Origin of the sequence: Mesorhizobium sp. M0587 (assembly GCF_040320945.1) — a bacterium.
Lineage (GTDB): Bacteria > Pseudomonadota > Alphaproteobacteria > Rhizobiales > Rhizobiaceae > Mesorhizobium.
Window position 1 is genome coordinate 1 of record NZ_JAMYQP010000068.1, and the last position, 18105, is coordinate 18105.

At 62.7% G+C, this 18105-nt stretch carries 18 protein-coding genes; 8 read left to right on the forward strand and 10 right to left on the reverse strand.

The genetic code is table 11. The features are described from left to right. Positions 1-40: 40 nt before the first annotated feature. The 5 genes from NKI49_RS31940 to NKI49_RS31960 all read right to left on the reverse strand — a co-directional run bounded on the left by NKI49_RS31940 (position 41) and on the right by NKI49_RS31960 (position 5718). Positions 41-1951: an AAA family ATPase gene (locus NKI49_RS31940; protein WP_352600910.1), complete on the reverse strand. Its 1911-nt coding sequence runs from the start codon at positions 1949-1951 to the stop codon at positions 41-43. 24 nt (positions 1952-1975) lie between these two features. Further along, positions 1976-3121 (reverse strand): hypothetical protein, encoded by a 1146-nt coding sequence (locus tag NKI49_RS31945; RefSeq protein WP_352600908.1) that lies wholly within the window; start codon positions 3119-3121, stop codon positions 1976-1978. A gap of 39 nt (positions 3122-3160) precedes the next feature. Further along, on the reverse strand, positions 3161-4249 hold the full coding sequence (locus NKI49_RS31950; protein WP_352600906.1) for a hypothetical protein: 1089 nt from the start codon (positions 4247-4249) through the stop codon (positions 3161-3163). Positions 4250-4570: 321 nt separating this feature from the next. Next, a complete protein-coding gene (locus NKI49_RS31955) occupies positions 4571-4960 on the reverse strand; it encodes a c-type cytochrome (RefSeq protein ID WP_352600904.1) in 390 nt (129 codons plus the stop codon). A gap of 146 nt (positions 4961-5106) precedes the next feature. After that, entirely contained in the window at positions 5107-5718 is a 612-nt protein-coding gene (locus NKI49_RS31960; protein ID WP_352600903.1) for a thymidine kinase, read from the reverse strand. A 261-nt stretch (positions 5719-5979) separates the two neighbouring features. Between NKI49_RS31960 and NKI49_RS31965 the strand changes: the two genes are divergently transcribed. From NKI49_RS31965 to choV, 3 genes are all read left to right on the forward strand, one after another. Continuing rightward, positions 5980-6915 (forward strand): choline ABC transporter substrate-binding protein, encoded by a 936-nt coding sequence (locus NKI49_RS31965; protein ID WP_352600901.1) that lies wholly within the window; start codon positions 5980-5982, stop codon positions 6913-6915. Positions 6916-7156: 241 nt separating this feature from the next. Next, the gene (choW, locus tag NKI49_RS31970; RefSeq protein WP_352600899.1) at positions 7157-8011 is read left to right on the forward strand and encodes a choline ABC transporter permease subunit; all 855 of its coding nucleotides are present in this window, start codon (positions 7157-7159) and stop codon (positions 8009-8011) included. Then, positions 8008-9189 carry a choline ABC transporter ATP-binding protein gene (gene choV / locus NKI49_RS31975; RefSeq protein ID WP_352600898.1) on the forward strand — a complete coding sequence of 394 codons (1182 nt, stop codon included), beginning with the start codon at positions 8008-8010 and terminating at the stop codon, positions 9187-9189. Before choW ends, choV begins: the two co-directional genes overlap by 4 nt. A gap of 217 nt (positions 9190-9406) precedes the next feature. Here the strand turns inward: choV and NKI49_RS31980 are convergent, their stop codons facing one another. From NKI49_RS31980 to NKI49_RS31990, 3 genes are read right to left on the reverse strand one after another with little or no spacing between them, the layout of a single operon-like run. Beyond that, entirely contained in the window at positions 9407-10009 is a 603-nt protein-coding gene (locus NKI49_RS31980; protein ID WP_352600896.1) for a hypothetical protein, read from the reverse strand. Further along, a complete protein-coding gene (locus NKI49_RS31985; RefSeq protein ID WP_352600894.1) occupies positions 10006-10458 on the reverse strand; it encodes a (2Fe-2S)-binding protein in 453 nt (150 codons plus the stop codon). The genes NKI49_RS31980 and NKI49_RS31985 overlap by 4 nt, the downstream gene beginning before the upstream one ends. Before the next feature lie 13 nt (positions 10459-10471). Beyond that, positions 10472-12709, reverse strand: coding sequence for a xanthine dehydrogenase family protein molybdopterin-binding subunit (locus NKI49_RS31990; protein WP_352600892.1), 2238 nt, complete (start codon positions 12707-12709; stop codon positions 10472-10474). A gap of 87 nt (positions 12710-12796) precedes the next feature. Here NKI49_RS31990 and NKI49_RS31995 point away from each other — a divergent pair, with 87 nt between their 5' ends. After that, on the forward strand, positions 12797-13756 hold the full coding sequence (locus tag NKI49_RS31995) for an AraC family transcriptional regulator (RefSeq protein ID WP_352600890.1): 960 nt from the start codon (positions 12797-12799) through the stop codon (positions 13754-13756). Positions 13757-13867: 111 nt separating this feature from the next. Here NKI49_RS31995 and NKI49_RS32000 read toward each other — a convergent pair whose 3' ends face one another. Both NKI49_RS32000 and NKI49_RS32005 read right to left on the reverse strand, forming a co-directional pair. Beyond that, positions 13868-15277, reverse strand: coding sequence for an ATP-binding protein (locus tag NKI49_RS32000; RefSeq protein WP_352600888.1), 1410 nt, complete (start codon positions 15275-15277; stop codon positions 13868-13870). Further along, positions 15274-15990 (reverse strand): response regulator, encoded by a 717-nt coding sequence (locus NKI49_RS32005; RefSeq protein ID WP_352600886.1) that lies wholly within the window; start codon positions 15988-15990, stop codon positions 15274-15276. The genes NKI49_RS32000 and NKI49_RS32005 overlap by 4 nt, the downstream gene beginning before the upstream one ends. Before the next feature lie 282 nt (positions 15991-16272). Here NKI49_RS32005 and NKI49_RS32010 point away from each other — a divergent pair, with 282 nt between their 5' ends. From NKI49_RS32010 to clpS, 4 genes are all read left to right on the forward strand, one after another. Further along, a complete protein-coding gene (locus tag NKI49_RS32010) occupies positions 16273-16575 on the forward strand; it encodes a hypothetical protein (protein ID WP_352600884.1) in 303 nt (100 codons plus the stop codon). A 39-nt stretch (positions 16576-16614) separates the two neighbouring features. Next, complete coding sequence (locus NKI49_RS32015; protein WP_352600882.1) at positions 16615-16863, forward strand: hypothetical protein; 249 nt, start codon at positions 16615-16617, stop codon at positions 16861-16863. 206 nt (positions 16864-17069) lie between these two features. Further along, a complete protein-coding gene (locus NKI49_RS32020) occupies positions 17070-17435 on the forward strand; it encodes a hypothetical protein (protein WP_352600880.1) in 366 nt (121 codons plus the stop codon). Positions 17436-17576: 141 nt separating this feature from the next. After that, a complete protein-coding gene (gene clpS, locus NKI49_RS32025; protein WP_027024439.1) occupies positions 17577-17882 on the forward strand; it encodes an ATP-dependent Clp protease adapter ClpS in 306 nt (101 codons plus the stop codon). The last annotated feature ends 223 nt before the right edge of the window (positions 17883-18105 follow it).

The window sequence follows — 18105 nt, forward strand, 5'->3', positions numbered from 1 at the left end:
CCTTCTCCCCGTAAACGGGGAGAAGGAAAGGGCGCTCCACTCACACATTCCAACTGCCCTTCTTCTTCATTTCCTCCATCTCCCGTGCGGCCCTCTCACGCAGACGGGCGTCACGCAGCAGCTTTTCCACGGCGGAGTCGTCGGATTTGTCGGAATAGCGGAATTCGCTGTCGGCGTAGCGGTTGATCTCCTGCATGACCATGTCCATCGAGAAGGGCCCGCGCAGTTCCTCGATCATCGCCTTCTTCTCGTCGTAGCCCTTGTGCATGAAGGCTTCCGGCTTTTCGAACCAGTCGTCGGGAAGCTCGATGTCCATGGCGCGCATCTTGATGGCGTCGGTGACGTTCTTGATGGCGCGGCCGGTAAAGCGCGGCTCGGCATCCTTGATCAGGTGCAGATAGGTGCCGATGTCGGCCATCGACTTGGGCGCGCCATTTTCCTTCATGTAGCGCTCGTAGACCTTCATCAGCCCATCTTCCTGCGGCTTCTCATGCTCCTCATAGGCCTCCGTCACGGCGCGCTGGATCTCCTGGGCGGCGTAGAGCTTGTGGTCGCCGAGCGGGATTTTGTGGTTCTTGCCGGCAAGCAGCACGAAGATGTCGATGTAGTCGTCACGGGTCTGCGGCCCGTCGACCAGCCAGCGGGCGCCGGCGCGCTGGCGCAGCGCATCGTCGACATTTTCGGGGTAGTTCGAGAACATGCCGAAGGAGCAGTTGCCGCGCACCACGGTGGCCGCACCGGAGAAGGCATCCATCAGCACACCGGTGATCTCCTGCTGGCCGGCCGAGGCGCGGTCGTCGGAGCGTCTGGCGGCGACCTGGTCGATATCGTCGATTGTGCCGAAGCCGATGACGCGCGGGTTCAAGACATTGTTGATGAATTGGCGGCAGTTCTGGCCGGACTTGCCCTGGTAGGACGAGATCTGGTCGACGCCGAAATTCTCATAGGCGAAGGGATAGCCGGCGACCTGGCAGTAATTGTTGACGAGGCCGGCGATCATCTGGATCAGCGTCGTCTTGCCGGTGCCGGGCGCGCCGTCGCCGATGAAGGTGAACAGGAAGCCGCCAAGCTCGACGAACGGGTTCAACTCGCGTTCGAAGTCGTACGCCATCAGCATCTTCGCAAGCTTGACCGACTGGTATTTGGCGATGTGGTTGCCGACGACCTCCTCCGGTTTCTTGAAGGTCATCACCAGCGGCTTCGAGCGCTTGCCGGGCGCGACGTCGAAGCCGTCGAGGGTGAAATCGTCGGCATCGATGCGGATATGGGCGTTCTCGAACGGACCGATGCCGTCGAAGCGGCCTTTTCGCGCCAAGAGCCCGTCGATGGCGACGCGAGCGAAGGCGCGCGCCCTGGTCATCAGATCGGCATCGTCGGATGCCCCCGATATCGCCTTGTCGAGGCCCGCCAGGATCGACTTCACCGCATCCTGCGGCGTGTCGAACAGGAAATCCGGTTCGGGGATATCGTTGGGCGCTTCGCCGTCGCTGTCGATCAGCTGGAACAGATAGGAAGCAAGGCTGAAGGCCGAGATGTAAGCCGAGGCCGACAGAAGTTTCTTGAAGGCCGCTGCCTCGTCGCCTTCGAGCGGCGCGCGGGTGTTCTTGGCCTGCAGGCTTTCGAGGTCGGAGCCTTCGGCGAACACCTCCGAAATTGCGAGCGCGAGCGCCGTGCCGCGTCGGGCGCGAAACAAAAGCGTGTGCTGCGGGATGGTCAGCAACTGGTCGTCGGGATGGACGGCGCCGACAGTCTTCGCCAGCTCGACCTCGCGCGTGCGGCGCACCGAGCCGACCGATACGGTCGAGACGAAGCGGCGGTTGGTGCCGGCAAGTGCCGTGCCGGAGGAGCTAGACGGGTCCTCGAGCACGACGATGCGGGTGATAAAGCTCTGCGCGGTGGCGCGGTGCTTTTCAATCGCCGCTTCCGGAATGGTGGTCAGGCCGGTATCCATGAAGGTTGCTCCGTGGTGTGACGGTCAGACGTCCGAGATGACCTGTCCGTTGGACAGGATGTGGACCTTGTAGCCGGCGAAAATCTTCTGTGCCTCGCCCGCGGCGTAGAGCGCCTGGTACGCTTCGTGCGGGATCAGCGCGTGGTTCTCATAGCTCGACACGCCCTGGCGAGCGGCTTCGAGATCGTCGGTGTTGATGAAAAATTCCTGCGTGGTCTTCTCGCTCGAAAACAGCCCCTTGCGGCCGGGTTTCTCCGCTTTTGAGTAGACTTCCTGGATGGTCCAGGTCAGCAGCCACGCATTTTCCGGTTTGCGCACCTTGGCCAGAACCTCGGTCACCGTCGAATTGTTGTCGGTAATCCCAGCCGAATAGAAGGGGCCGAGCACGACGCGGCGCAGCTGCTTGGGATGCAGCGGCTCGAAATCCCTGTCGAGGTTGACGGCAATGGTCGCCGGCGACAGCGTGTAGGCGGAATTCTTCTCGGTGAAATCGTCGAAACGGTGGGCAAGCTCGGGGTTGAGCAGGCCGTCGACCGGCAGCGGAATGTCGACCTTGTCGTTGAGCTTGCCGCTTCTGTCGACGAGCTGGCGGATCATCGCTTCGGAGGAATCCTCCACCGTCACCATATAGACCAGCGGCAGGTTGGCGCTACCGTCGAAGGTCGCCCAATGGACGAGATAGTAGGGCCGCGCCGTCTTCGGATTGACCGAGACCTTGGCCGTTTGCGCCAACGTGAACGGACCGAACGTATTCTCGCCTTTGACGTCCTCGAGATAGAGCCGCTCGGCCATCGACTTCTGCAAAGCCTCGGGGAATTCCTTGTGGCGCAGGATGAAGTCGGCCATCTCCTCGCGCAATTCGCCCGCTGCCGGGATGTTGGCGAGCCGGCTGTCCGCCTGGCGACGGTCGTTTTCCAGCTCGAGCAGGTTCTGGAACACCGGGAAGCCGCTTTCGGCGCGCGAAATTCGGAACGTGTCCATGAAGCCCAGCCGGTTGCGCCAGCAGGAAAAGGACTTGTCGAGCCGGGCGATATACTCGGCGACGATCTTGGCGACGATGCCGTGGCGATAAAGCGGCGAGCGGTCGTCGCGCATGAACACTTCGAGGCCGCTGAGTGCTGCCGTTATGGCCGAGAAGTACCGCGCCGCCGCGTCGTTTTCGGGGGTCATGCTATTGGCCCTGGATTGTCGCACCGATGAATGCGGCGATTACGATTGCACGTAATTGGCCGAATTGTGCTTCTTCAGCACCTCGTCGAAGCGGCGGGCGAAGGCATCGTCGGCCAACTTCTTGCGGCGCTGGATGTCGGCGGTGGCCACCATATTCTTCTCGTGCATTTCCAGGAGGTCGCCAATGTGCTTCTGCGAGGCGGCGCCTATGCCGGCCATGGTTTCCTCGGCTGTGTTGTCGACCTGGCTGCCCAGCGTGTTGATCTTGTGGGCGACGTCCTGCTGGGCGGCGGTCTTCAGGGAATCCTCCAGCGCCTTGTAGAGCACGATGCGCTGCTCGGTATCGATGGTCAGCTTGTTGATCAGCGTCGACTGCGCGGCAATCTGGTTGTTGAGCGAATCGACGAAGGTCTGGAACATCGAGGTGTAGCGCTCAAGCGTCTGGCTCTCGGCCAGCAATTCCTGCTCCTTGGCCTGCTTCTCGTTGTATTCGGTCGCGAGCTTGGAGCGTTCGCCTTCGAGCTGCGTGCGCTCCTTCTGGCTGGTCGACGCGGCGATCTTGTTTTCGATGTCGAGCAGCATCGGATTGAGCTCCTCGATGCGCTTTTGCACGGTCTCCAGGTTGGACATGGTGGTCTTGCGGCGCTCGATGACCTGCGACAGGCTGGTCTCTGAGGTTTTGTAGCGCTGGTCGAGGACCTCTTTCTGCGCCTTCAATATGCCGACAATGGTGTCGGACTTGGCCAGCAATTCCTGCAGATTGCCGGCCAGCGACATGTTGCGCACGCGGTCGGTGCGCAGACGCTGCTTGCGCTGGCTGGAGAAGACGCCGACGAAGTTTTCCCAGCCGGTGTAATTCTTCATGCTCTCGAATTCGGCGCCGAAGACGTTGGTGGCGTCCTCCAGGCCGATGATGAGATCGGCGATGTTGCCTTCCATCACCTTCTGCTGCTTCAGCACATCCTCGATGCGGGCGTTCTCGATGTCGAAATTGGCGTCGCCGATCTTCTTGTCGGCGGTGGCAAGCGTGTCGAGCACGGTCCCGGACTGCTCGATCTTGGTCCGCATGTCCTGGACGACCTGCTTTGTCTTGGCAATTTCAGCATCGAAATTCTGCAATGTCGCCATTGGGGCCTCCCGCTTCGGCATCACGTCGCTGGTTGCGAACAGCGGCGAATATATGTGGGGCCTCCAGGGATTGAAAGACGCAAGACAAGGCCCGCCCTGAAAACAAAAGAATTCGTCATGGTCTTGAAAGGCAGGTGAAGGTGATCGTGGCGTGACTACCGCAGCGGGTAAGCGTAGCTCAGCTGTCATTGAACTTTCAGGCCGGCAAAAGTGACGGCGATGCATTCAATTCCAGCCGGCACCGACGCCTCGAATTGACCAAAGCACTGAAGCAATCGCGACCTCGCCAGGCAAAGCGGAAGCCGACCCGGAACTCGCGGCTCAAGGTTTGGGATCGGCTTTCAGAAAGGCGATGACGTTGGCGATGTCGTCGTCACTGGTCAGTCCGCCAAAGGCCATCCTGTTGCCGGGCACCTTCAGCCTGGGCGCCTTGAGATATTGAGCAAGGTTCGCCTCGTCCCAGACCAGGCCGGCGGCGCCGGCACCTTTCATCGCTTCCGAATAATGGCCAAAAAAGCTTTCGGCGCTGCCAGCGGGACGGCCGACGACACCCATCAAATGTGGGCCGACCTTGTCGCGGTCGGTGGTCGCCTCGTGGCAGGCTATGCACCGGTTGAAAACATGCTTGCCCTGCACGGGGTCGCCACCGGCATGGGTGGCGACGGAGGTGGCAAGAAGAAGGAGGCTGGCTGACGAAACGGCTCGAAGCATGGCTGATTCCGGAGAGTTCTGGCTGACGGCCTTATAGTGTAACTCCAGCAAAAGAGTGAAACGGTCTCCCGTCCGGAGCAGCGCAAAAACTAACAGATAGAGTGGGTTCGGGCCTCCGTGAAACGCCGCAAACACCGCCGTGCCGGTCAGGCCCTGGTAAAGCCGATGAAGTCGTCGGGCGCAGCGCGGCCCATCTCCTCTTCCCAGTGGCGGCGGCAGAGCGAGACATAGACGTCCTTGCCGATCGCCACCTGTTCGCCCTGCCGGGCGACCTTGCCGTCCGGACCGAGGCGCACCACCATCGTCGCCTTGCGGCCGCAGCGGCAGATGGTGCGCACCTCGCGCAAATCGTCGGCGATGGCGAGCAGCGCGCGGGAGCCGGAAAACAGCTTGCCCTGGAAATCGGTGCGCAAGCCGTAGCACATCACCGGGATGTTAAGCCGGTCGGCGATGCGGGCGAGCTGCCATACTTGTTCTTCCTCGAGGAACTGCGCCTCGTCGACGAAGACGCAATGCACGGCACTGTGCCGGTGATGCTCGGCGACGCGGGCGAACAGGTCGTCGCCGTCGCGGAACATCTCGGCTTCGGTCTCCAGACCGATGCGTGATGAGATCAGGCCGGTCTCGCCCTTGCGGTAATGGCCGGCGACGAACAGCATCGTCGTCATGCCGCGCTCGCGATAATTGTACGACGCCTGCAGAAGCATCGTCGTCTTGCCGGCGTTCATCGTCGCGTAGTGAAAATAGAGCTTGGCCATGCCGCTCTTTTAAGCCGACTTGTCGCCACGCGGGGAGGGGCCGCCGCCGCATTCCCCTGAAAAAGCCGCCGCGGCCGGCCTGAACCAGGTCAGGGCTCGGCCCGGAAAGCGTCGGATGTGTCGCTGATTGGCCAGCCCGCGCCGTTGATCGTGATTGCCTTAATGCTTGAAACCACACCAGAATGGTGTTTGGCTGACGAAACAAGGCGGGCAGAGAAACCGTAACTTCGCCCCGTCAAGAATCGAAATGGGAGAATATCTATGTCGCGCATGAATTCCTTCGTCGCCGGCCTCGGCCTGGCGGCTTTTTTGTCCACCAGTGCCGCCTTTGCCGGCGATCCGGCGAGCTGTAAGGCGGTGCGTCTCTCCGATGTCGGCTGGACCGACATCCAGGCCACGACAGGGCTTGCCTCCGTGCTGCTCACCGCGCTCGGCTACGAGCCGCAGGTGATCCAGCTTTCGGTTCCGGTGACCTATGCGTCGCTGAAGAACAAGGATCTCGACGTGTTTCTCGGCAACTGGATGCCGTCGATGACCAACGACATCAAGGACTACACCGCCGACGGCTCGGTCGAGACCGTCAGCGAGAACCTCTCCGGGGCGGGCTACGGCATAGTCGTGCCGACCTATGTGGCGGACGCCGGCGTCAAGTCGCTGACCGATCTCGGCAAGTTCAAGGACAAGTTCGACGGCAAGATCTACGGCATCGAGGCCGGCAATGACGGCAACCGCATCATCCTCGACATGATCAAGAACCCGAAGGACAACCTTGAGGGTTTCGAGCTGGTCGAGTCTTCTGAGGCCGGCATGCTGACCCAGGCCGAGCAGTCGATGAAGAACAACGAGTGGATCGCCTTCCTCGGCTGGACGCCGCACCCGGTTATGGGCGCCATGAAGATCACCTATCTCGACGGCATGGGCGATAGCGGCTTCGGCGCCGCCACCGTTTCGACCAATGTGCGCAAAGGCTACATGACCGAATGCCCGAATGCCGGCAAGTTCATCGCCAATTTAAAGTTCAATCTCGACATGGAAGGCGAGATGATGGACGCCATCCTGAAGGGCAGCGACGCCAATACGGTGGCGACCGACTGGCTGAAGAAGCATCCGGACGCGGTGACGCCGTGGATTGCCGGCGTGACCACCTTCGACGGCGGCGACGCGGCGGCGGCGATCAAGACGGCGCTTGGAAGCTAAGCCGGCTTTGATTTCGGCATGGGCGTATGATCCCGAAAATCGGTTTCGAGTTTCGGAAAGGGATCATGCGCACATGAAATGCCGCAGCGTTCTTTGCGCGTCTGAAAAAGACGCGCGGCGCCGTGGGAACAAAAAGGGCAGCCATTTAGGAAAGGGCTGCCCTTTTTCATATGCTGTGAGAAGATGACGTTGCGACAGTAGAGGCCGAGGGCAGGGCGGCCTCCTGCATGAGAGGGGCGATATGGATCCGATTTCGAAATTCATGGCCGATCACAAGATTCCGATCGGCGCCTGGGGAAAGGCGTTCTTCGGCTTTCTCACCGATAATTTCGACACTGTGTTCAGGGCCTTTTCGAACGGCCTGAATTTCCTGCTCGACGGAGTGGTCGACATCCTGCTGATGGTGCCGCCGGTGCTGCTGGCGCTGGTCATCGCCCTCGTCGCCTGGCTGCTGCAGCGGTCGCGACCGCTCGCCATCGGCGTCTTTGTTGGTCTGATCTTCATCATCAACCAGAACCTCTGGAAACAGACGGTGCAGACGCTGGTGCTGGTCGTCGCGGCCGCAGCCATGGCAATGGCCATCGGCGTGCCGCTCGGCATCTGGGCGGCGCACAAGCCGAAGGTCTACCGCTTCATGCTGCCGGTGCTCGACCTGATGCAGACGCTGCCGACCTTCGTCTACCTGATCCCGGTGCTGACCCTGTTTGGCCTCGGCAACGCGCCCGGCCTCATCGTCACCATCATCTTCGTCATCCCGACCGCGGTCAGGCTCACCCATCTCGGGGTCGTCTCGGTGCCGAAATCGATCATCGAGGCCGGCGAGGCGTTCGGCGCCACAAAAAGCCAGCTGTTGTGGAAGGTCGAACTACCCTCGGCCCTGCCCACCATCATGGCGGGCCTGACGCAATCGATCATGCTGTCGCTATCGATGGTGGTGTTCGCGGCGCTGATCGGCGCCGGCGGCCTCGGCACCGAAATCAACCGGGCGCTTGGCTCACGCCGGATCGACCTCGGGCTTGAGGCAGGGCTTGCCATCGTCGTGCTCGCCATCGTGCTCGACCGCATGACCCGCATTGGCGTTGGAGGCAAGAAATGACCGTCGCCGTCGATTTCAGGAACGTCGACATCGTCTTCGGCGCCGATCAGGCGGGTTCGTTGGCGATGATCGACAAGGGGGCCACCCGCGCCGAAATCCTCCAGAAGACCGGCAATGTGCTCGGCTGCGCCGGCGCCAGCCTCACCGTGCACGAGGGCGAGATATCGGTGCTGATGGGCCTGTCGGGTTCCGGCAAATCGACGCTGCTCAGGGCCGTCAACCGGCTCAACGTGGTGTCGCGCGGCCAGGTGCTGGTCAAGGACGGCGAGCGCACCGTCGATGTCGTCACCTGCGACGAAGCGACCTTGCGGCGCCTGCGCCAGAAGCAGGTGGCGATGGTGTTCCAGCAGTTCGGCCTGCTGCCATGGCGCACGGTGGAGGAAAATGTCGGTCTCGGTCTTGAACTCGCCGGCGTGCCGGAAGCCGAGCGCAAGGAACGCGTCAGTCGCCAGCTCAAGCTGGTCAATCTCGACCAGTGGTCGAAGAAATACGCCCATGAGCTGTCGGGCGGCATGCAGCAGCGCGTCGGCCTGGCCCGCGCCTTTGCAACCGAGGCGCCGATCCTGTTGATGGACGAGCCGTTCTCGGCGCTAGATCCGCTGATCCGCACCAAACTGCAGGACGAGTTGCTGCAGCTGCAGGCCGAACTGAAGAAGACCATCATCTTCGTCAGCCACGACCTCGAGGAGGCGCTGAAGATCGGCAGCCACATCACGATCATGGAGGGCGGCCGCATCGTCCAGACCGGCGCGCCGGAAGACATCGTGCTGCGCCCCGCCAATGACTACGTCCGCGACTTCATCGCCAATGTGAATCCGCTGTCGGTGCTCACCGCCTGGAACGTGATGCGCGACCGCCGTGACCTGGAACACGGCGACAATGGCTGGGTGTGGCTCGACCGGCGCAAGACGACGCGCTTCAAGATCGACGATCATGGGCTGGTGGCGGCAGCCGAGCGCGACGGCAAGCCGGCGGTGTGGGTATCCTGCGCGGACGTCGAGAGCCAGTCGGAGGAGGCCGCGCAAGTGTTCTGGGCCAATCCCGGCACCTCGCTGAAAACCGTGATGCTGGCCATGCATCGCTCGCAGACCGCACCCGTGGCGCTGTTCGACGACCAGTCGCGCTTCGTCGGCGCCATCGGCATCCGCGACGTGCTAAGCGCGGTGCTGCGGCGGTAGTCGCCTTTTGCTCAGTTAACCCGATAACGGTGCGGCGATTGAATCGGCGGTTCTGATACGCGTTGGCTCAAAACTCCCGTCCAAAGTCGAGAAACGCATCTCAAGACGCTGCACGCGGGCGACTTGGCCTGACTGGATGAGCGGTTCACTGTTTGGAAGTGCCGAACCGCTCCATCCGTTTCACGCTTTTCGTGGAATTGCTCCAGCAGGTGGTTCCTCAATTCGCCTCCGGGCATGCGGCGCCGGAATTTACCCAGAGTTCGGCGGCCCTCAGGAACTCGTCATAGGGGACTGGTGGCGGCGTTCGCGGGCGCTTGCGAGCATCACCGCCTGCCTGCCAGGCCCACGCAACGAGCGCGGTCTTGAGATGATCGATGATTGCGGCACCGTCCCGCCCACCATTGCGGCTCGCGTCCTTGAGATGGGCGCATCGCAATGCTGGCGCTAGCCCTTCCCAGCCCATGCCCCGCGGGGCCAGATGCCAGTCGTCAGTGCCGGGTACTCCGCTCGCCGCGTTGTTGGCCCGGCCATGGCAGGTGGCACAAGCCAAGCCGCTCGCGCCATGACCGTCCGGGCCGCGCATGACATTGAAAAGGTGTGGATGCCGGTCATCGCCCTGACGGGGAAAATCGCTCAACGTATGGCAGTTCTGGCAGCGCGGGCTGGTCAGCACCTCGTCAATGCGCGCGAAGGCCGCCAGAGAGACGCGGTGACCGTCGCTTGCGACTGCTTCGGGCACGGCCCGCAATACAAGCGAGGCGCACAACCCTATCGCCACCAAACACACGACCGTCGGGCCGAGCAGTTCAAGACGGTTCATCCCTGCTCTCCATCTGCCCGATGGATCGCTCGCCGCACCCTCTGGTACGTGCCGCACCGGCAAATGTTCGTGATGGCAGCGTCGATGTCTGCGTCGGATGGCTTAGCTTTTTGTTTCAGCAGTGCCGCAGCGGCCATGATCATGCCGGACTGGCAATAACCGCATTGCGGCACCTGTTGGTCGATCCACGATTTCTGGAGGGGATGCGAGCTATCCGGTGACAGGCCCTCAATGGTCGTGACGGCGCTGTCCGCGGCCGCGGACAGTGGGTAGGAGCAGGAGCGCACGGCTTCGCCCTCGACATGGACGGTGCAGGCGCCGCAGGCAGCGATACCACAGCCATATTTGGTGCCTGTGAGACCGAGATCGTCGCGCAGCACCCACAACAGGGGCGTATCCGGGTCGGCGGCAGTTTCGACCGATTTGCCGTTGACGGTGAGCTTGATCATCGAGATCTCCTCCTCAAACCAGCCGATAGCCATGCCGCGACAGCGGCAGCGCGCGAATGCGCTCGCCGGTCGCGGCGAACACTGCATTGCAGAATGCGGCATGCGTCGGGACCGGGCCGAGTTCTCCCGTGCCGCCGATCGTGGCGCCGCTTTCGACGAACCGGGTCTCGATCTTCGGGGTTTCCCAGAGATGTACAGGATCGAATGCGTCGAAATTGGTCTGTTGCACCGCACCCTTCTCGAAGGTCACTTCGGTGCGCAACCCCGAAAGTCCCCAGACCAAGCCGCCTTCGACGTTGGCGGCGGCGATGCCGGGGTCTAGTGTCTTGCCGCAGTCGAGCGCGGTCCAGACATGAAGTGGATGGATGTCCTTTCCATCGACGGAAACGTCGACGACCTGAGCGGCATAACCACCGAACGCCTTGGCCAACGCCAGACCCCGGCCTTGGCGCTTCGGAGTTGGTCGCCCCCAATCCGACATCGCGGCCACGGTCTTCAACACCGCGACGGCGCGCGAATCGTTGCGGGCGAGAGCCAGCCGATATTCCAGCGCATCCTTGCCTGCGGCGTGTGCTAGTTCGTCCAGAAAGGTTTCCAGAACGAAGTTGTTCGGCCCGTGGCCTGTGGTGCGCCACACCGATACCGGCAGCGGTGTCTCGACATAATTCTGTTCGACATGATAGTCGGCGATTGCGTAGGGCGGATCGAGCACCCCCTCGACGGCCATTGCATCGTATTCGGGTGGCGGGGCTATCGGGCGATCCCACGGCTGCTGCGCCTTGATCACCGACCGCGGGAACACATAGAGCATGTGCGATGGCGAGACGATGCGGTGTACCATGGCCGACGGCAAGCCATCCGCGCCAAGAGCGGCGCTTACCGCATGGGTCATCGGCGGCCGATAGGCGTCGTAGGCGAAGTCCTCTTCGCGACTCCAGATCACCTTCACCGGCCGATTTACGACCTTGGCCACCTGGACGGCGATCCGTACGAAGTCTGCCAGCAGCCGCCGTCCGAAGCCGCCGCCGAGAAAGGTGCGGTTGATGACGATCTGGCTGTCGCTGAAGCCTGTCATCTCCTTGACGATTGCCTGAGTGATTTCCACGCCCTGAGTTGGCGCCCACAACTCGCAGCTATCTGCCGTAACGTGGGCGGTGCAGTTCATCGGCTCCATGGTGGCATGCGCCTGGGTGGGAATCTCGTAGGTCGCCTCGAACACGCGGGGCGCAACCGCCAGCCTGGCCCTGGCGTCACCGTCGCTGCGTTTCACCGTGAAGTCCCCCGTCTTCAGGCGCGCCATGTGGTCGGCCCTCTGGCTCCCGGTCGCGTAGCCCGCCAGCGGCCCCTCTGCGAAAACAAGCCCGCCTTCGTCCAGCGCGCGCTTAGCCGTCCAGTAGCGGTCGGCGACAACCGCGAGACCGGAGGCGATCTCGACGGCGGCGATCACACCTGGCCGTGCCAGAATCCCTGCCCTGTCGTAGCTTTCGAGTTTGCCGCCCTGCGCAGGGGCTCGCCGAATCGCGGCCACCGCCATGCCTGGCACCTTGACGTCGATGCCGAAGATGGCGCTGCCGTTGACTTTGGGTGGAATATCGCGCCGCGGCTGCGGCTTGCCGATCATCGTCAGGTCCGAATCGAGTTTCAACGCAGGTTTGTCAGGTACCGGCAGCCTGGCAGCGTTTTCTGCCATCTCACCGAAGCCCACTGACCGGCCCGAGGTCGGGTCGATAATTCTGCTGTCTCGCACTTGCAGCGAGGCCGCGTCGACCTTGAGTTTCACGGCGGTCGCCTGAACCAGCATCTCGCGGGCGGCCGCGCCCATGGTGCGCATGATGGGATAGAAGGTCGAAGTCGATTCAGAATTGCCGGTGAACATCCAGCCATATTGTGGGTGGCGATAGGCCGGGTCGAATTGGGACCATTCGGTCTTGACCTTCGACCAGTCCGCGCCGAGTTCGTCCGCCAAGGCAACAGGAAGCGTCGTGGAAATGCCTTGCCCCATCTCCGACTGCGAAATCATGATGAGGATCGTGTCGTCCGGCGCCACCCGCAGCCACGCGCTTAGCGATACCGGATTGCCTTGCTGGTCCTGCGCAAACGCGCCTGCCGACAACAGCAGGCCGCCCGCTGCCGTCGCAAAAAAGCTACGGCGCGACATCACGCCTACGCTGCGCATCTCATGGGATACGTCTTCGATCTCGCCCGCTGCCACTTGCGTTTCGCTCCACTGTCGCTCCTGATTGCGTGGCAATGTAGTTCTCAAACGAAAGCGTGATCTATGGCCCAGGCGCTCGATTTCTTTGCTCAGCGTCCACGCAAGATGACGGAAAGGTGACAGATGCCGAAGATCGGCGGCGCCCCGGATGCAATGTCCGACGTTCTTTCTCTCGTGCGCATGCGCGCAGAATTCGTCTGTGCCAACGACTTTTCGGCGCCATGGAGTCTGAGCTTTCGCCGTCCAGTGTCGCATTTCCACATCGTGGAGCGCGGCTCGGCATGGCTAAAGCCAGATGCTGGCAACGCAATCCGGATCGAGGCCGGTGATCTGGTCATCCTGCCGTTGGGCGCAGGCCATGTGCTGTGCAGCGATCCGGCATTGCCCCCTGTTCCGGCGGATCAAGCGTTGACGAATGCGACCACCCGGCGTGGTTCGGCGTACGTCTTCGGGGGCGGCGGCGAGCAGACACACGTGGTCTGCGGCCAGTTCTCCTTCGCTGGCGTGCTGGCCCCCAAGCTCCTGAAGGTCCTGCCGGCGCTTGTCCATATCGAGGCGAAATCTGGAAAGCCTCTGGAATGGATGAGGCTGACCAGCCATTTCCTTGTCGAGGAAACCCGGTATCCGAAACTCGGTTCCGCCATCGCCATCGCCAGACTGCTGGATCTGCTGTTCGTCGAGGCCGTGCGCGAATGGGGTGCCAGGAACCCGCAAAATCTCGGCTGGCTGAGCGGCCTGGCCGACCCGGCGATCGGCCGGGCGCTGTCGGCAATGCACGAGGAGCCGGCCCGGCGCTGGACAGTCGAGGCGCTGGCCGACCTTGCCGGGTTGTCGCGCTCGGCCTTCGCCGCCCGCTTTTCGGAAGTCGTCGGCCAGACGCCGCTACGCTACCTGGCGGCGTGGCGGCTCGATCTTGCCGCAGACCAACTGCGCGCCGGAATTGCCAGGATCGGTGAAATCGCGGCGACCGTCGGATATGGCTCGGAGGCGGCACTGACCCGTGCATTCAAAGCGCAATTCAACACCACGCCGGCAGCTTTTCGGCGGGCCGGACCGGCGAGCGATGAAAGGAGCATCTTCTAGATGCGGCTCGCCGTTTCGCGGAAGCGCCGAACCACTCTATGTCTTTGTTTTTACGCAATTCCGGACGGAAAACCGTTTCACGCTTTTCCTGAAATTGCTCTGGGGCAAGACCTATGCCGCCAGCGGCAGGCGCAGTTCCGTCAGCAGTCCGCCATCGGGGTGATTGGACAGGCGGACCTCGCCACCGGCGGCGCGCGCGATGTTGCGGGCGATGGTGAGGCCAAGTCCGAGGCCGCCGGTCTGGCGGTTGCGCGACTGTTCCAGGCGCACGAAGGAGCCGAACACGGCGTCGATCTGGGCCTGCGGTATGCCCGGACCTTCGTCGCGGATGGTCAGCGTGATCATGGTGTCCAGGCGTTGCAGGCTGAGATGCGCCTTCTTGCCGTAGATGACGGCGTTCTGCACCAGATTGGTGACGCAGCGCCTGAGCGCGACCGGCCGCGCCATGCAGATCAGGCCGCGCGAGCGGGTATCGTTCTCGTCGAGCGAGACGTCCGGATAGCCGTCGGCGATCGATTCCACGAGCGACCAGAAATCGATGCGTTCGCTCTTCTCCTCGTTCACCTCGAACGTGGCGAAGTCGATCACTGAACTCGCGATGCTCTCGACATCAGCGAGATCGTGCGCCAGCGCCTCGCGAACCGCCGATTTGCGCAACAGCTCCAGCCGCAGCCGCATCCGGGTCATCGGCGTGCGCAGATCGTGCGCCAGCGCCGCGGCCAGATGCTCGCGGTCCTCGACATACTCCCGCAAGCGGGCCTGCATGGCGTTGATCGCCTTGGCGGCGGCGCGCACCTCGCGGCTGCCGGTCTCGGCAATCGGCGGGCTCTTCAGGTCCTTGCCGATCCTGTTGACGGCGGTTTCCATCATCCGGTAGGGCGCCGTCAGCCGGCGCAGTGACCAGATCGACATGATCACCACCAGTCCGGCGATCAGCGAATAAAGCGGCAGGCTGTCGACGCTCAGGATCGGGCCCGCGGGCGTGATCGGCTCGGTGAAGTTCAGCCACTGGCCGTCGGCGAAGCGCAGCGAGGCCGTCAGCTTGTCGCTCTGGGCGAAGTTGGCGGCCAGCACCAGGAGGTCTCGTTCCACCTGGCCGATATCGGGTCCCGGGGCCGCGCCGCTGGCATCGTCGGCCTCGCGCGTTGCCGGATCGCGCCTGACGCGTGCGTCGGTGACGCCGAACTTCGACAGCCGGCCGACGAGGATGTCTTCGAGCTCGGCCAGCTCGTCGTCGCTGGCGATCGATGAGGTGACCGCGGGCGTATCCGAGACGGTGAGCGCGTAAGTCGAGTTGAACAGGCCGGCGGCGGTCGCCTTGCGCTCCTCGGGCGTGGCGCTGCTCATCAACTGCACCAGCGAGAAGGCGCGGTCGTTGAGACGGTAGAGGTCGACCACACCATTGGCCGCGGCGCGGTCGCGCGCCACGATATAGAGGGTCGCCACCTGGCTGATCAAAAGGCCGGCAATGACGATCAGCAGTACCCAGACAGGCAATGTCTGCGGCAGGAAACGTCTCATTCCGAGGTCGTTTCGGGCAGGAACTGGTAGCCGCCGCTGCGCACCGTCAGGATCAGTTTGGGCGTTTTGGGGTCGTCTTCCATCTTGCGCCGCAGCCGGCTGACCAGGATATCGATGCTGCGGTCGAAGGAATAGTCGCTGTCGCCGCCGGAGAGTTCGATGAGCTGATCGCGGGTCAGCACGCGCTGGGCGCTCTTGACGAAAGTTTGCAGCAGGTTGAACTCCGCCATCGTCAGCTCGACCCTGACATCGTCGGGCGCGGTCAGCCGGCGCCGCGAACTGTCCATCGTCCAGCCGGCGAAACGGTAGATCTGCTTGGTGGTGGCGCGCTTCGGCTCGGCGGCGCCGTTGCGGCGCAGCACGGCGCGGATGCGGGCCAGGAGCTCGCGCGGGTCGAAAGGTTTGGGCACATAATCGTCCGCACCCATCTCGAGACCGACCACGCGGTCAGTCGTCTCGGTGACGGCGGTCAGCATGATGATCGGCGTCGAATACTGGGCACGCAGGTCGCGGCACAGTTCCAGCCCGCTCTTGCCGGGCAGCATCACGTCGAGTACGATGAGGTCCACCTGCGCGCGGCGCAGTATGGTCTCCATCTCCGTGCCGTCGGCGGCAACCGATGTGTGCAGCCCCCGCTTCTGGAAGAATTCCTGGAGCAGGTCGCGGATGCCCTTGTCGTCGTCGACGATCAGTATGTGTGCGTCGGATTTCACAGGTGTCCTGTCTCGGCTGCCGGCCAAACTATTCTTGGCTGGTCAGCCACACGATAGAATTCGGGCCATATGTTGGCCAGTGCCCGGTATTTCGAGGGAGAACGAATTCCGCATTCTCCACATCGAAAGCATTCGTGGCCTTCGCGTCGGGCCGGCCAGAAACAATCCAGAAACAAATTTCTATAATCCGGAAAAACTCCTGAAAAAGTAGGGCGGCATAACGGTGCCGTGGCGGTCAGGTCATTGGCCGCGACGCAAGTCTCCGGGTTCACGGATAAACCGATGCCAAGGTTGTCGATCAGTTTGTTGGGTGCGTTGCTGGGCATAGGCCTGGTCTCTGCCGCTGTCGGACAGTCGGACGCAAAGGTGACGCCAACCACCCGGAGCGAGCGGTGTGCCAATCTCAGCCACCAATTCGATGAAGCCCTCGAAACCCACGCCACGGCAACGCAGGTCACCGCGGCAAAGGCACTTCAGAAAAAGGGTGACCGGTACTGCGCCGCCAAGAAACAGGCGCAGGGCATCCGGATGCTCGCCAACGCTTTGAAGCTGCTTGGAGTGACACCGAACGACCCAGTTCAGTGAAACTCGAGAAACTCGACCCGCATAAAAGGAAATGAAGCCATGAAGAAGTCCATCCTCTCCGCCACTGGTCTCGCCGTCGCTCTCGCCTTCTCCATGCCGGCCCTCGGCAATGCAGCCGCCACCACGACGACCACCACCGCTCCGGCTGCTTCCACGACGACCACCGCTCCGGCCGAGACGACCCCCGCCAAGCCCCCGGTGAAGAAGGTCACCGTCAAGAAGCACAAGAAGGCCGACACGAAGAAGACCGTCAAGAAGGCCGTCAAGAAGGACGTGCCGAAGGCCTGATCCAGGCCCGGCATACCTGCCAGTCTTGCGGAGGGCCGCTCCAGTTGCTTCGGGCTGGAGCGGCCTTCTTCCTGTCCGAGCACTTGAAGAGCCGTCATCGGCGACGAAGCGGACCGACAGGCCCGACCGATGCGTGGGCGAAGCCGGTGCCGGCGCTTCACCCGACCTTAACCCGATCGCAACGCCGGCCCTGTAGGGCAATCCGCATGAAGAAGCGGCTTTCGTCCATTTTGCGTTCGATGGTGCTCGGTGGCCTGATCGCCACCGCTGCGGCCCGGGGGCTGATCCTGTTCACCGCCAGCCCGGTGCCGGATCCCGCCAGCGGGCGCACCGAGCCCTCGCTGTTCGCTCCGGTGATTTCCACCAATTGGGACTACATCACGCCGGTGCAGGCCTGGCTGTTGGTCATGCTCACCGGCTTGACGCTCAGCTGCGTCGTCGCGTGGCCCATCGCGGCCTGGCTGGAGCGCCGAGGAGACGCCGAGGGCAACCGCCTTCGCTCCGATGTGCCATCCGCCGCGGCCATGCGGCCGGGTTCGGGCCGCCACATCTTCGGTCGTCAGGACCGTTGAACCCCAGGCATAATGCCCCACATGATCGTGAATGGTCGCGCCTGGCCGCAGCCGGGCCGCGCGCCAATCAAAATGGACGATCGCTGTTGCCCATGGCAAAATGAGACAGCGAAGTTATCGATCGCCAAACTGTCGGTTCCGATGCCTGAAATCACCACCAAACCGCGCACCAAGGTCAAGCCGCAGATCGAGCGGCCGAAGCTCTACAAGGTCATCCTCGTCAATGACGACTTCACGCCGCGTGAATTCGTGGTGACGGTGCTCAAGGGCGAGTTCAAGCTCAGCGAAGACCAGGCGCACAGGATCATGATCACCGCGCACCGGCGCGGCGTTTGCGTGGTTGCCGTCTTCACCAAGGATGTCGCCGAGACCAAGGCGACGCGCGCCACCGATGCCGGCAAGGCCAAGGGCTACCCGCTGCTGTTCACGACAGAACCGGAGGAGTGAGGAGGAGGGCTCATCGACGGTTGGCGAAACCATCCGCGACAGCCTCTTTCTCCCTGTCACTATACGGGGAGAAATGTCCGGCAGGACATTGAGGGGCGGCGCCAGGGCTGACGATAATTCGTCGACCGTGAACTATCCGCAAGCCGTTGATGTGGCATGTTGATTGAGGCAGAGAGCGGCTTTGGAATTGCAAGAGTAGCGGTTTATGGGGGCTGTTTTCCTG

What these genes read in the sequence shown, in the direction of transcription:
- NKI49_RS31940 (WP_352600910.1), bottom strand. Translation starts at nt 1,951, where the DNA reads ATGGATACCGGCCTGACCACCATTCCGGAAGCGGCGATTGAAAAGCAC.
- NKI49_RS31960 (WP_352600903.1), bottom strand. Translation starts at nt 5,718, where the DNA reads ATGGCCAAGCTCTATTTTCACTACGCGACGATGAACGCCGGCAAGACG.
- choV (WP_352600898.1), top strand. Translation starts at nt 8,008, where the DNA reads ATGACCGTCGCCGTCGATTTCAGGAACGTCGACATCGTCTTCGGCGCC.
- NKI49_RS31980 (WP_352600896.1), bottom strand. Translation starts at nt 10,009, where the DNA reads ATGAACCGTCTTGAACTGCTCGGCCCGACGGTCGTGTGTTTGGTGGCG.
- choW (WP_352600899.1), top strand. Translation starts at nt 7,157, where the DNA reads ATGGATCCGATTTCGAAATTCATGGCCGATCACAAGATTCCGATCGGC.
- NKI49_RS31950 (WP_352600906.1), bottom strand. Translation starts at nt 4,249, where the DNA reads ATGGCGACATTGCAGAATTTCGATGCTGAAATTGCCAAGACAAAGCAG.
- NKI49_RS32010 (WP_352600884.1), top strand. Translation starts at nt 16,273, where the DNA reads ATGCCAAGGTTGTCGATCAGTTTGTTGGGTGCGTTGCTGGGCATAGGC.
- NKI49_RS31985 (WP_352600894.1), bottom strand. Translation starts at nt 10,458, where the DNA reads ATGATCAAGCTCACCGTCAACGGCAAATCGGTCGAAACTGCCGCCGAC.
- NKI49_RS31955 (WP_352600904.1), bottom strand. Translation starts at nt 4,960, where the DNA reads ATGCTTCGAGCCGTTTCGTCAGCCAGCCTCCTTCTTCTTGCCACCTCC.
- NKI49_RS31965 (WP_352600901.1), top strand. Translation starts at nt 5,980, where the DNA reads ATGTCGCGCATGAATTCCTTCGTCGCCGGCCTCGGCCTGGCGGCTTTT.
- clpS (WP_027024439.1), top strand. Translation starts at nt 17,577, where the DNA reads ATGCCTGAAATCACCACCAAACCGCGCACCAAGGTCAAGCCGCAGATC.
- NKI49_RS32000 (WP_352600888.1), bottom strand. Translation starts at nt 15,277, where the DNA reads ATGAGACGTTTCCTGCCGCAGACATTGCCTGTCTGGGTACTGCTGATC.
- NKI49_RS32020 (WP_352600880.1), top strand. Translation starts at nt 17,070, where the DNA reads ATGAAGAAGCGGCTTTCGTCCATTTTGCGTTCGATGGTGCTCGGTGGC.
- NKI49_RS31945 (WP_352600908.1), bottom strand. Translation starts at nt 3,121, where the DNA reads ATGACCCCCGAAAACGACGCGGCGGCGCGGTACTTCTCGGCCATAACG.
- NKI49_RS32015 (WP_352600882.1), top strand. Translation starts at nt 16,615, where the DNA reads ATGAAGAAGTCCATCCTCTCCGCCACTGGTCTCGCCGTCGCTCTCGCC.
- NKI49_RS31995 (WP_352600890.1), top strand. Translation starts at nt 12,797, where the DNA reads ATGCCGAAGATCGGCGGCGCCCCGGATGCAATGTCCGACGTTCTTTCT.